This window comes from Bradyrhizobium nitroreducens, assembly GCF_002776695.1.
GTDB classification, from domain to species: domain Bacteria; phylum Pseudomonadota; class Alphaproteobacteria; order Rhizobiales; family Xanthobacteraceae; genus Bradyrhizobium; species Bradyrhizobium nitroreducens.
Map to the genome: position 1 here is coordinate 3,649,423 of NZ_LFJC01000003.1, position 13,995 is coordinate 3,663,417.

Sequence of the window (13,995 nt, forward strand, 5' to 3'; positions counted from 1 at the left end):
GGGCCGAAGTCAGGCTCGTTTGCGTCGTCGGAAGTCGCGCCGGCCCTTTGGGGCAGGCTTCGGCGCGAGTTCCGGCATCTCGGCCTGAACCTCGCGATAGCGTGTTAACAGCCGTTCAAAACTCGCATGCAGCGTCTCGGCGATATCGGGACGCCGCTCGAGGCCGGCCAGGACAGTTGCCGCGGCCTCGATGGTCGAGAGCCCGTCGCGGCGCGGCTCCTTGCGCAGACGCCCATAGCGCGAAGGGTGCGCGGGGTTGAGGATGACGCGCTGGCATTTGAGCATCCAGGGATTGCGCCACCACAGCGCCTTGGCCTGGCTCCAGGTGCCGTCGAGCAGCACGACGCCTTCGAGCTTGCCGAGGATCGCGCGCTGGTTCTCCGCGATCTCGCCCTTGCGGTTGAGCGCGATGATCTCGGCTTCCGCCTCGAGGTCGGCGGCGCGTGCCGAGCCGAGATAGAGCACGGCCCAGCGCGCGGCATTTTCGACCGGGCGTCCCAGCGCCTTGGACAGGCTCGGCCAGGACAAGCCGACCCGCACGGTGGCGTCGGCGAAATGCCGGGCGAGCAGGCGCGCGGTGCCGAGCGCCCTGTCCTGCTCCTGCGGGTGCTGGAGGATCAGCAGCGACAGCCGGTTTTCGATCGGCGTGACGCTGTCGCAGATGCACAGCGGCATCGGCTTCTGGCAGTGAGGGCACTCCGGGATCGGATCGGCGACGGCGGCGGTTTCTGGCGGGTTCGACATGGGCGCCGCTATACGCTCGAAGCGCGGCTTCAACAACCTATTCCGCCGGTGCCGGTAGCGGACGCGGCGCCGGCCGCCGCCGCAGGCGGTCGATCAGGAGGTAGATGACCGGCGTGGTGTAGAGGGTCAGGATCTGCGAGACGAACAGGCCACCGATGATGGTGATGCCGAGCGGACGCCGCAGCTCCGTGCCGGGGCCGGTTGCCACCACCAGCGGGATGCCGGCGAACAGCGCCGCCATGGTCGTCATCAGGATCGGGCGGAAGCGTGCCTGGCAGGCCTCGAAGATCGCCTCCGCCGACGACAGGCCGCGCTGGCGTTCGGCCTCGAGCGCGAAATCCACCATCATGATGCCGTTCTTCTTGACGATGCCGATCAGGAGGATGATGCCGACGAAGGCGATCACCGTCAGCGGCGTGTTGGTGAGCTGCAAGGCGAGCAGCGCGCCTAATCCGGCCGACGGCAGTGTCGAGATGATCGTGAGCGGATGGGCGAGGCTCTCATAGAGCACGCCGAGCACGATATACATCGCCACCAGCGCGCCGAGAATCAGCAGCGGCTGGCGGCCGCTGGTCTTGGCGAAGTCGCCGGCATTGCCGTCGAAGCTGCCGCGGATGCCTTCGGGCATGTGCAGTTCCTCGACCGCCCGCTGGATGTTCTGCGTCGCCGCCTGAAGCTGCACGTTCGGTATGAGGTTGAACGACACTGTGGTCGAGGGGAACGATTGCGAGTGATAGACCGCAAGCGCGGCGAGTCCGCGGCTCGCATGCACCACGGCCGACAGCGGCACCTGCGCGTCGCCCGCGCCCGCGACATAGATGCGATCGAGGTTTGAGGGATCGACCTGGAATTTCGGGTCGATCTCCAGCACGGTCATGTACTGGTTGCGCTGGGTGTAGATGATCGAGATCTGCCGCTGCGAGAAGGCGTTGTTCAGCGCATTGTCGATGTCCTGAACCCGGACGCCGAGTGCCGACGCCTTCTGGCGATCGATGTTCAGGGTGAGCTGAAGCCCGCCGGGGTCGCGGTCGCTGGAGATGTCGGTGATGCCCTCGACGCTCTCCATGCGCTTGGCGACGATCGGCGCCCATTTCTGCAGCAGACTGAGGTCGGTGCTGGTCAGCGTGTACTGGTAGTCTGAATCGCTCTGCCGGCCGCCGGCACGGACGTCCTGGGCGGCGAACATGAAGAGGCGGATGCCGGCCACCGGATACAGCGCGCGCCGCAGACGATCGATCACGACCTCGGTCGAGACGTGGTCGCGCTCCTCCGGCGGCTTCAAGCTGATGTACATGATACCGCGGTTCGAGGTCGCTCCCCCCGGCCCGCCTCCGGCGCCGACGGTCGAGCCGATGCCGGCCACCGCCGGATCCTTCATCACGATGTCGGCGAGCCGTTGCTGGAGACCGAGCATCGACTGGAACGAGATGTCGGCCGAGGCGCGCGTCGCCCCGATCACGAAGCCGGAATCGTCGGTCGGGAAATAGCCCTTGGGGACCTTGATGTAGAGCGTCACGGTGAGGCCGATGGTGGCGAAGAACACCAGCAGCGTCGCCAGCGGGTAGTCCAGCACGGTGCGCAAGGTTCTCGCGTAGAAGGAGACGATGCGCGACAGCGAACCCTCGACGATGCGATCGAACAGCGTCGCCGTTCCGGACGTGGCCTGGTGGATGTAGTGCGCGCAGATCATCGGTGTGACCGTGAGCGACACCAGCGTCGAGACCAGGATGGCGAAGGTCAGCGTCAGCGAGAATTCGCGCAAGAGACGCCCGACGATTCCGTCCATGAAGATCAGCGGCGTGAATGCTGCGATCAGCGACAGGCTGATCGAGACCACGGTGAAGCCGATCTGCTTCGCACCCTCCAGCGCCGCCTGGAACGGCCGCATGCCATGCTCGAGATTGCGGTACATGTTCTCGATCATGACGATGGCGTCGTCGACCACGAAGCCGACGGAGATCGCAAGCGCCATCAGCGACAGATTGTCGATGGAAAAGCCCGCGACCCACATGCCGGCGCAGGTGCCGGCGAGCGCCAGCGGCACCGAGATGCCGGCCGCGATCGTCGGCGTCAGCCTGCGCAGGAACACGAACACCACGACCATCACCAGGACCGCGGTCGCCAGCAATGTCCATTGCATGTCGAGCACGCTGGCGCGGATCGTGCCGGTGCGGTCGACCAGGGTCGAGATCTCGACGCCGGCCGGAATCCACTGCTTCAGCTCGGGGATCAGCGCCTTCACCCGGTCGACGACGTCGATGACGTTGGCATCGCCCTGCTTGGTGATCTGGATCAGCACGGCAGGCTGCTTGTTGAACCAGGCGATCGACCGGGCGTTGCGGACGGAATCCTCGATCTCGGCGACGTCCGACAGCCGCACGAAATTGCCGTTCGAGCTCTTGATGACGATGTCGCGGAACTCTTTCGCGCTGCGCATCTGCTTGTTCAGCGACAGCGTCTCGCTCTGGCGCTCGCCATTGAAGATGCCGACCGGGCCGAGGGGATTGGCGTTGATGATGGCGGTCCGCACGTCGTCGGTGGCGATACCGGCGTTGGACAGCGCGACGGGATTGAGCTGGACCCGCACGGCCGGCTGGTCGGCGCCGGAGATCGCCACGTTGCCGACCCCCGGCACCTGCGAGATGCGTTGCGCCAGCACGCTGTCGGCGACGTCGTAGATCGCGGCCGAAGAGATCGTCTTGGAGGTCAACGCCAGCACGTAGATCGGCGCGCCGGCCGTATTGGCCTTGCGGAAGCGCGGCAGCGTCGGCAGGTCGCTCGGCAGGTCGACCATCGCGGCATTGATCGCCGCCTGCACGTCGCGCGCGGCCTTGTCGATGTTGCGGCCGATGTCGAACTGGAGCTGGATGCTGGTGTTGCCGAGCGTCGAGGTCGAGGTGATCTGGTTGATGCCTGATATCTCGCCGAGACGCCGCTCCAGCGGGGACGCCACCGTCGCCGCCATCACCGAGGGGTCGGCGCCGGGCCGGCTGGCCGAGACGAAGATGGCGGGGAAGTCGACGTTCGGGACCGAAGCGACGGGCAGGAACTCGTAGGCGACCACACCCAGCAGGAACAACCCGATCGACAGCAGCGTGGTTGCGACCGGGCGGCGGATGAAGGGCTCCGAGATCGATGCCATCACTGCATCCCCTCGGTCGCGCCGGCTACTGGCGGGCCACCGGATTCGGCCGGCGGCAGCGCCTGCTCGAGCCGGCGGTTGATGCGGTCGAGCGCGAGATAGATCACAGGCGTGGTGTAGAGCGTCAGCAGCTGACTCAGCAGCAGGCCGCCGATGATGGAGATGCCGAGCGGAAAGCGCAGCTCGGCGCCGGTGCCGCTCTCGATCGCGAGCGGCAGCGCGCCGAACAGCGCCGCCAGCGTCGTCATCATGATCGGGCGGAAGCGCAGCAGGCAGGCCTGTACGATGGCATCGTTGGGCGACATGCCCTGCCGGCGCTCGGCCTCCAGCGCGAAGTCGATCATCATGATCGCGTTCTTCTTGACGATGCCCATCAAGAGGATGATGCCGATCAGGCCGATGACCGAGAGGTCCTGCCCGCACAGCACCAGCGCCAGGATGGCGCCGACGCCGGCCGAGGGCAGCGTCGACAGGATGGTGATCGGGTGGATGTAGCTCTCGTAGAGCACCCCGAGCACGATGTAGATCGTGATCACGGCTGCGAGCAGAAGCCAGGGCTGGCCGGCCAACGCCTTGGCGAATTCGGCGGCGTCGCCGGCATAGACGCCGACGATGTTGTTGGGCATGCCGATCCGCGTCTCGATCGTCTTCACGGCGTCGACGGCATCGCCGAGCGCGGCGCCCGGCGCGAGATTGAAGCTGAGCGACACCGACGGGAATTGCGCCTGGTGCGAGATCGCGAGCGGCGCCGTGGTGCGCTTGAGCGTCGCCACGGCCGACAATGGCACCTGTGCGTTGGGTGCGCCGGCGGTCGCGCTCGCCGCCCCCGGCAAATACAGCTTCGACAGGATCGAGGGATCGCGCTGATACATCGGCAGCGCCTCCAGCACCACGCGGTACTGGTTGGCCTGGCCGTAGATGGTCGAAATCTGGCGCTGCGCAAAGGCGTCGTTGAGCGTGTCGGTGATGCCTTGCAGGCTCACACCGAGCTGGCCGGCGCGGGTGCGGTCGACGTCGAGCTGCGCCCGCAATCCGCCCTCCTGCGCCTCCGAGGAGACGTCGCGGAACAGGGGATCGCGTCGCATCTCCGCAATCAGCTTGCGGGCCCACTCCGACACCAGCGCCGCATCGGTGCCGGTCAGCGTGTACTGGTATTGCGAGCGGCTCGACTGGGTCGAGATCTGCACGTCCTGCACCGGCTGGAAATAGACGGTCATGCCGGGGATGCCCGAGACCCGCTCCTTCAGCCTGACAATGACGGCCGCGACATCGTCACGCCGCTCGCCGCGCGGTTTCAAGGTCATGACGAGCCGGCCGACATTGGTGGTCGGATTGACCGAGCCTGCACCGATCACCGAGACCACGCCGACCACGTCGGGATCGGCCTTGATGGCGCCCGCCGCCTCGGCCTGTCGTTTCTGCATCTCCGCGAACGACACGTCCGGCCCCGCCTCCGTCACCGCCGTGATCGAGGCGGTGTCCTGCAGCGGCAGGAAGCCCTTTGGCGCGACGACGTAGAGAACGAGCGTCGCGATCAGCGTCGCGAAGGTCACGACCAGCGTGGTGCGCTGGTGCTGCAAAACCACCAGCAGCGTGCGGTGGTACGCTTCGACAGTGCGGTCGATGAAGCGGCTGATCGCAGCCAGTCCCGGCACCGCCAGCTCCTCATGGGCGTGCTTGAGCAGGCGCGAGCACATCATCGGCGTCAGCGTCAGCGAGACCACGGCCGAGGTCACGACCGCGATCGTCAGTGTGAGCGCGAACTCGCGGAACATGCGCCCCACGAGTCCCGACATGAACAGCAGCGGGATGAAGACCGCGATCAGCGACACCGTGAGCGAGATCACGGTGAAGCCGATCTCGCTGGCGCCCTTCAGCGAGGCTTCCATCGGGCCGTCGCCGTTCTCCATATGGCGCACGATGTTCTCGATCATGACGATGGCGTCGTCGACGACGAAGCCGGTGCCGATCGTCAGCGCCATCAGCGACAGATTGTCGAGGCTGAAACCGGCGAAATACATGATGCCGAAGCTGGTGATCAGCGACAGCGGCAGCGCCACGCCCGCGATTATGGTGGCGCGGATCGAGCGCAGGAACAGCAGCACCACCAAGGTCACCAGCACGACGGCAAGGACCAGCGTGAACTGCACGTCGTGAACCGAGGCACGGATCGTCACGGTGCGGTCGGAGACGATGGTGAGGTTCACCCCTGCCGGAATCGCGCGCTGCAGCTTGGGGATTTCGGCACGGATCTGACTGACGACGTCGATCACATTGGCGCCGGGCTGGCGCTGGATGTCGATGATGACGGCCGGCGTGCCCTGGTACCAGCCGCCGGTACGGTCGTTCTCCAGGCCATCGACGATCTGGGCGACGTCGGCGATAGTGACGGGCGAACCGTTGCGATAGGCGATGATGACGGGCTTGTAGGCCTCGGCCGCAGCGATCTGGTCGTTGGCCGCGATGATGTAGGATTGCTGCGCGCCATCGAGCGAGCCCTTCGGACCCGAGACGTTGGCGTTGGCGATCGCGGTGCGCAAATCCTCCATGGCGATGCCGTAGGCGGCGAGCCGCGCCAGATCGGCCTGGATGCGTACGGCCGGCTTCAGGCCGCCGAGCACCGCGACGCGTCCGACGCCGGAAATCTGGCTGAGGCGTTGCGCCAGGATGGTGTCTGCGATGTCGCTCATCACCCGCAGCGAGATGGTGTCGGAGCGCAGCGCCAGCGTCATGACCGGCGCATCGGCCGGGTTCACCTTGGCGTAGGTCGGCGGATAAGGCAGCGTCTTGGGCAGCACGCCCGCCGCGGCATTGATCGCGGCCTGCACGTCCTGGGTGGCGCCGTCGATGTCGCGGTTGAGATCGAACTGCAGCGATATCTGGCTGACACCGAACGAGCTCGTCGAGTTCATCGCCGACAGCGACGGGATCTGGCCGAGCTGCCGCTCCAGCGGCGCGGTGATCAGCGAGGCGATCACGTCGGGGCTCGCGCCCGGAAGCTGCGTCGTCACCTGCACGGTCGGGAAATCGACCTGCGGCAGCGCCGAGACCGGCAGCGCGAAATAGCCCAGCAGGCCGCCGATCAGAAGCGCGATCCCGAGCAGCGAGGTCGCGATCGGGCGGCGGATGAAGGGTTCGGAGACACCCATGGGTTATGCCTGCCGCATCAAGCGGCTGTTGTCGGGATCATGGCTGCTTGGCTCCACTGCCCGCGGCCGGTGCTGGGGAAGGTCCTGCAGCCGGCCCGGTCTGTCCCTTCTGGTCGCCCTCGATGCCGCTCCGCTTGGCGCGGAACTCGCCAGCCCCGCCCTGCCCGTCTTTCTGGCCGTCCTTCTGACCGTCCTTGGCGCCATCCTTCTTCTGGGCGTCCGGCCCGCGGGAGCGTTTGCGCGGGGCAAGATCGGCCGACGGGGTCTGGTCGTCGCGGCCGATGATGACCTTGGAGCCGTCGGACAGATTGGCAAAGCCCGTGGTGACGACCCTGTCGCTCGCCGATAGGCCGCTGGCGATGACGGCGTCATGCTCGTTCTGCTGGGTCACCGTCACGGGCTTGGCCGAGACGATATTGTCCTCGCCGATGACATAGCTGAAGGTCCCGATCGGACCGCGCTGCACGGCCGATGTCGGCACCACCAGCGCCTGCGTCAGGGTCTCGACCTTGAGGCGAACATTGACGAACTGGCCGGGCCAGAGCTGGTAATTGGCGTTGGGAAATTCCGCCTTGAGCCTGAGCGTGCCGGTGGTCTGGTCGACCTGATTGTCGATGCCGGTGAGCTTGCCGGTGTCGACCACCGTGACGCCGTCATTGCCGAACACGTCGACCGCGAGCGCGCCCTTCGCCGCGGCCGCATTGACGCGCATGATCTGCTGCTGCGGCAGGCTGAACCACACCGCGATCGGCTGCAATTGCGTGATCACCACGAGCCCCGTGGTGTCGGAGGCGTGGATGATGTTGCCCTGGTCGACCTGGCGCAGGCCGGCGCGCCCCGAGATCGGCGCAACGATCTTGGTGTAGCTCAGCGTCGCCGCCGCGTTGTCGATGGCAGCCTGATCGGCCTTGACCAGCGCCTCGGTCTGCGCGACCAGCGCGCGCTGGGTATCGGCCTGCTGCTTGGAGCCGGCGTTGGAGGCAGCGAGCTGCTCGTAGCGCGTCAGGTCGATGCGCTGGTTGGCGAGCTGGGCCTGATCCTGCGCCTTCTTGGCGACGGCCTGATCATAAGTGGCTTGGTAGAGTGCCGGATCGATCTCGCCGAGCACGTCGCCCTTCTTGACGTCCTGGCCTTCCGTGAAGTTCACGGCGATCAGCTTGCCGTCGACCTGCGAGCGGACGGTCACGGTATTGAGCGCGCGGATCGCGCCGACGCCGTCGAGATAGACCGGAACGTCCTGCACCCGCGGGCTTGCCGCCAGCACGGGCACCGGCAGATCGAGCCGCTGGTTGTTGCGGTTGTTCGCCTGCTGCTGATGCGTGACGGTCCAGCCGAGATAGAACAGGCCGCCGAGGATCGCCAGCGTGATCACGGTCATGATGAAGCCGCGGCCGCGCGACTTTCTCGCCGTCCCCTCTTCCGCGCCTTGCTTGCTATCCGGCTTAAAGAGCATTGACCGGTTTCTCCATACGCGGCTCCCAGCCGCCGCCGAGCGCCTGATACAGGCTGACGATGGCGAGAAGCCGTGCGAGTTGGGCCTGCGACAGCGCATCCTCCGCCGTGAACAGGGTGAGCTGGGTGTTGAGCACGGTCACGATGTCGGCGGTGCCGGCCCGCAATTGCTGCTCGGACAGATCGAAGGCGCGCCTCGAGGCGTTGAGCACATCGCGCTGCAATTGCAGCTTGATCGTGGTCTGCCTGATCGAGAACAGCGCATTGTCGACGTCGGTGAACGCCTGGACGATGGTCTTGCGGTAGGTCTGGAGCAACTCGTCCTGCCGCGCCTTGGCGAACTCGAAATTGCCGAGGATCTTGCCGCCGTCGAAGATCGGCTGCGTCGCGCTGCCGACGAGTTGGAAGAACGCCGCATGCGGCTGGAACAGCGACACCAGCGCCGAACTCTGGTAGCCGCCGTTGCCGGTGAGCTGAATGGTCGGAAAGAACTGTGCGCGGGCATTGCCGATGTTCGCGGTCGCCGAGGCGAGCTGCGCTTCCTGCCGGCGGATGTCGGGCCGCTGCGTCAATATCTCCGACGGCAGGCCGGGCGTGACGCGCGGGATGGCCACGTTGTTCAGCGAGCCGCCGTCGATGCGCACGCTTTCCGGCGGCCGCGACACCAGCACGGCGAGCGCATTCCTGTTCTGGTCGAGCGTCTGGCGCAGCGGCGGCACCAGAGCCTTCTGATTGGCAAGCACGCTCTCCTGCTGGGCAACGTCGAGATCGGTGCCGGTACCGGCCTTGCGGCGTTCCCTCACGGCATCGAGGATGCGCTGCGCGCTCGCGATGTTCCGCTGCGAGGTCCTGATGCGGTCCTGCGCGGCCAGCACCTGGAAATAGGCATTGGCGACGCTGGCGAGCGTCGTCAGCGCGACGGTGTCGCGATCGAAGCGGTTGGCGTTCGCAGTCTCCTCGGCCGTCTGCAGCGCATCGCGGTTCTGACCCCAGAAGTCGAGCTGGTAGCTCGCGCTCAGCGATGCCTGGTAGTTGACGACCTCGCGGCCACCATTGGTGAGCCCTGAAGCGGAGGAGCCGGAGGTGCGCGAATAGGTCTCCTGCCCGGTGCCGGACAAGGTCGGCAGTAGCGCCGCGCCCGCCTGCCGCGCCTGCGCGTCGGCCTGGACGATGCGCGCGACGGCGGCGGCGATGTCGAGGTTGACGGTCTGGGCCTCTTCCATCAGCTGCGTCAGCTCCCTGGACCGGAAGCCGCGCCACCAATCCAGCGACGGCGGCGCATCGCCCTTGCCGGCGTATTTGTACTGCGTGGGAACGTCGAGCGCGGGATCAGGAAGATCCTGGGTCAGCACGCAGGCACCCGACCCGGCGGCGAGGCACAACACCGCAAGCCAGCGCGCCGCGCGCAGCGTCCGGGATGCAGACCCCACAGACCGCCGCATGGCGATCGCCGGAACATGCTGTGTCACATCCACCCCCCGCCGGGCAGATCCAGCCGCCGCCGCGCAGCCGGATTAACCGATTCGCGGCGGGACGATCGGGGGGCTTTGGACAACGCGTTCACCGTGGTGATGCTTTCTGCGGAACTTCGACATTGATACTAGCCGGGTGCCGAACTGCCGGACAGTGCCGCAGTTGCGAGATGGCCAAGCCAGCGAACCTGAAACGGTTGGTCGAGAATTCAAAAGGTGCTTGTCTCGCAGATATTTCTCTCATTCTGAAAACGCCGGGAGACGTAAGCAAGCTTACCAAGATTTCATGTGATATTGCTGCCACACCGGCACCTGGGCCTTCCATCCCGCCACATTACGCTCGGCGCGCCTTCGGCTCCCGATGGCCGAGCCGTCTCACAAAGCCGTCAATGGCCGAGAGGAAGCCATCCACGTTCCGGATCTCGTCCCGACCGTTGCTTGGAAAAAAGCGGTCGCGAAGTGGCTGGCGACGACCATCATCTTCCGTGCTCTGACGGAGTTCAGTCATTTCCTCCTACTGATACCCCGCCTCGCGGCCGAGCGCATCATCGCCGGTCGCGCTTTCCAAGAATATCGCTGGTCGGACAGGCGCTTCAGTCGGTTTCGCCGCAGCGCAAAAGCCTTCCCCTTTAGCGTCCCAAGCACTAGGTTCTGGCCAACCGGATCAACCCCCTTGGTAAGCGATTTCCCCGACATGACCATTCGAAACGACGTTGTCGAAGCCATCGGCAACACCCCGCTGATCAAGCTCAAGCGCGCCTCGGAACTGACCGGCTGCACCATTCTCGGAAAGGCCGAGTTCATGAACCCCGGCCAGTCGGTCAAGGACCGCGCCGGCAAATGGATGATCCTGGAGGCCGAGAAGCGCGGCGAGCTCAAGCCCGGCGGCCTCGTGGTGGAAGCGACCGCCGGCAACACCGGCATCGGCCTTGCCGTTGTCGCCAGCGCGCGCGGCTACCGCACCCTGATCGTGATCCCGGAGACGCAGAGCCAGGAGAAGAAGGACTTCCTGAAGCTGTGTGGCGCCGAGCTGATCGAGGTGCCGGCCCTTCCTTACGCCAATCCCAACAACTACCAGCATGTCGGCCGCCGTCTTGCGGACGAGCTGCGCAAGACCGAGCCGAACGGCGTGCTGTTCGCCGACCAGTGGAACAACCTCGACAATGCCAAGGCGCATTACGAATCCACGGGGCCGGAGATCTGGGAGCAGACCGGCGGCAAGATCGACGGTTTCGTCTGCTCGGTCGGCAGCGGCGGCACGCTCGCCGGTACCAGCCGCTACCTGAAGGAGAAGAACAAGAACGTACGGATCGCCTGTGCCGACCCGCACGGCGCCGGCATGTACGAATATTTCAGGACCGGCGATGCCAAGGCGACGCCCGGCGGCTCGATCACCGAAGGCATCGGCCTCAACCGTGCGACCGCCATCGTCGAGACCGCGAAGGTGGATGACGCCTATCTCATTCCCGACGCTGACGCCGTCAGCGTGATCTACGAGCTGCTCCAGCATGAAGGTCTCTGCCTTGGCGGCTCGACGGGCATCAACATCGTCGGTGCGATGCGTCTCGCCAAGCAACTCGGGCCTGGCAAGACGATCGTCACGGTGCTGTGCGATTCCGGCAGCCGCTATCAGTCGAAACTGTTCAACGTGGACTTCATGCGCGCCAAGAACCTGCCGGTGCCGGAATGGCTGGAGAAACGCAGCAACATCAAGCCGCCGTTCGTGTGATCGTCACCGGGCTGCGGGCTCGGCCCGGTTGATCCGGCTCAACACGCGTCGCCGCGGTCCGAGGCCGCGGCACAATAGTCGCGCCAGAATTGGCGGTAACCCGCTTCGAGCTCCCGCGTGTAAGTCTCGACATTGCCGGCCGCCGAGGCTGCGATCCGGGCCGGCAAGCCCGCGCGCAAGCTCGCCAGATGCTCGGGCTGCGAGGCAAACTTGCGGGCAATCTCGACATAGCCGTCGTCATTCTCAGCGACCCAGTCGCCGAGGCCGACGGCTGCGACGATGGAGCCGCCGGCACGTGAGGAGGCTCCGTGGCCGAGCTTGGCCACGACCGGAACGCCCGCATAGAGCGATTCCCAGGTACTGATGCCGCCGTTTTGGGGGAACGTATCGAGGGAGATATCGACCCCTGCAAAGGCGCGCAGATGCTCGTGGCGCGGGGTCGAGCCCAGGCAGGTGACGGTCTCTTCCGCGATGCCCTGCGCCACGAAGCGCGCAATCAAACCATCGCGCAGCAGCGGATCGTCGAGCAGGGTATGCTTGACGACGATCCTCGATCCCGGCAATTCGCGCATGATGCGCGCCCACACCCGGATTGCCTCGTCCGAAATCTTGTAGATGCGGTTGAACACGCCGAAGGTGACGTAGCCGTTGCGCAGCATCGGCAGCTCCGATGGCGGGACGTCCCGGATCGGATCGATCGTGATCAGGCACGGCAGATCGTGGACCTTTTCGGCGAACAGATGCCGGGCCGATCCCGGAATGAAGACCGGATCCGCGAGCAAATGGTCCATGGTCCTGAGGCCCGTGCCGGTCGCGTGTCCGAAACCCGAGCCCTGAATGGGGGCCGGCTTGCGCGCGAAGACATGGAGCCTGTTGCCGGTCGTGTGGCCGGAGACGTCGATCAGGATATCAACCTTGTCCGCCTCGATACGATCGGCCAACTGGTCGTCCGTGAGCCGCCCGGCCTCGACCCAGACATCCGCCAGCGATTCGAATTTGGCGGTCATCGCGTCCCGGACCGGTGAGCACGAATAGCAGACGATCTGGAATTTGTTGTGGTCGTGATGGGCAAGCACCGGCAACAGCGTGAAGCCCGCCGAGTGGTACCAGAACTCGGCCGCGACATAGCCGATCACGATCCGCCGGTCGGGATCGAGCTGCCGGGGTGCGAGCTTTCTTTGCGGCAATTTGGCGCCGATTGCGTCCCACCACTGCTTTCGCGCGGCCTGCTGAACCGCGAAATCGGCGTCAGAGAGATAATCCAGGAAGAATATCTTTCGCCCGATCAAGCTGGCATCGGGCACGATGGCCAGCGCAGCGTCGAGCAGCTCGATGGCCGATGCGATCTCTCCCTGGTTCGCAAAACAAGCGCTCATCAGCGCCATCGCGACCGCGGAGCCCGGATTTACCTCCAGCAAAGTGGTGCAGGCCAGGATCGCCTGCGCCGTATTTCCCATGGCGAGCGAGACTTGCGCCTTCCCCTCCAATGCCAGCTCGAGCCGAGGCGAAATCGCAAGCGCCGCGTCAAAATTCGCCATCGCCTGTTCCAACCTCGACGTCTCAAAATTGAGCCGTCCGCGGTTCGCCAGAATCTTCGCGGAACCCGGCCTGAGCGCGAGCGCGGCCTCGAGCGCGCCCGTTGCCTCGTCGAAGTTCTTGAGCTCGATATTGACCAAACCCTTGCCGACGAGCGCCTCCACGTTTCGCGGCTGGAACAACAGCGCGCGTTCGAAACTCTGCCTGGCGCGATCAAGCTGGCGCAGCCCAAGCTCGGCCAGGCCACGATTGCAGAGTGCATCGGCATTGTCGGGCTTCAGAGCGGTGGCGCGGTCGTACAGCTCGATGGCCTGTTCAGGCAGGTTCATCTGAAGCAAGGTATTGCCGAGGCCGGCCAGGGCCGGCGCGAAGTTTGGCTTCAGCGCGATCGCCTTTTCCAGATGGACGCGGGCGGCGTCGAATTTCTGAAGGGCCAGATGCACGCCTGCGAGATTGTTGTGGGCCTCGTGCGAACGCGGCTCGATCGCGATGGCGCGCTCGAGCAGCCGCTGGGCCTCATCGAGGCGCCCGAGCTGTTGCACGCTGAGGCCGAGAAAATGCATGGCGTCGAAATGATCCGGAACGGCTTGCACAATCTGAAGGCAAAGCGCCTCGCTCTCCGCATATCGACCCTGGCCATAGGCACTCGCCGCGGCGGAGATGATGGCGTCGGCCTGCTTCTTCAGTTTCTTCTGCAATCGCGCATTCTGGAATGCGCGCGCGCCGGCGCTGCTCTGCAAGATGTCTCTCCGGAAGATGGCCCACCGCGAG

General features: G+C 65.6%; 7 protein-coding genes. 1 reads left to right on the plus strand and 6 read right to left on the minus strand.

The features are described from left to right. Positions 1–9: 9 nt before the first annotated feature. The 5 genes from TSA1_RS17750 to TSA1_RS17770 are packed head-to-tail and all read right to left on the minus strand — an operon-like array spanning position 10 to position 9,929. On the minus strand, positions 10–744 hold the full coding sequence (locus tag TSA1_RS17750) for a tRNA-uridine aminocarboxypropyltransferase (RefSeq protein ID WP_100177487.1): 735 nt from the start codon (positions 742–744) through the stop codon (positions 10–12). A 37-nt stretch (positions 745–781) separates the two neighbouring features. Continuing rightward, entirely contained in the window at positions 782–3,886 is a 3,105-nt protein-coding gene (locus TSA1_RS17755; RefSeq protein ID WP_100177488.1) for an efflux RND transporter permease subunit, read from the minus strand. Next, the gene (locus TSA1_RS17760) at positions 3,886–7,035 is read right to left on the minus strand and encodes an efflux RND transporter permease subunit (protein ID WP_100177489.1); all 3,150 of its coding nucleotides are present in this window, start codon (positions 7,033–7,035) and stop codon (positions 3,886–3,888) included. The genes TSA1_RS17755 and TSA1_RS17760 overlap by 1 nt, the downstream gene beginning before the upstream one ends. A 37-nt stretch (positions 7,036–7,072) precedes the next feature. Continuing rightward, positions 7,073–8,488, minus strand: a complete 1,416-nt coding sequence (locus TSA1_RS17765; protein WP_100177490.1) for an efflux RND transporter periplasmic adaptor subunit — start codon at positions 8,486–8,488, stop codon at positions 7,073–7,075. Then, a complete protein-coding gene (locus TSA1_RS17770; RefSeq protein ID WP_245448327.1) occupies positions 8,478–9,929 on the minus strand; it encodes an efflux transporter outer membrane subunit in 1,452 nt (483 codons plus the stop codon). The genes TSA1_RS17765 and TSA1_RS17770 overlap by 11 nt, the downstream gene beginning before the upstream one ends. Positions 9,930–10,653: 724 nt before the next feature. Here TSA1_RS17770 and TSA1_RS17775 point away from each other — a divergent pair. Further along, the gene (locus TSA1_RS17775) at positions 10,654–11,688 is read left to right on the plus strand and encodes a cysteine synthase A (protein WP_100177492.1); all 1,035 of its coding nucleotides are present in this window, start codon (positions 10,654–10,656) and stop codon (positions 11,686–11,688) included. Between the two features lie 38 nt (positions 11,689–11,726). On the opposite strand, the gene TSA1_RS17780 is transcribed toward TSA1_RS17775, so the two are convergent. Next, positions 11,727–13,964 (minus strand): O-linked N-acetylglucosamine transferase, SPINDLY family protein, encoded by a 2,238-nt coding sequence (locus TSA1_RS17780; protein WP_161497241.1) that lies wholly within the window; start codon positions 13,962–13,964, stop codon positions 11,727–11,729. Positions 13,965–13,995: the final 31 nt, after the last annotated feature.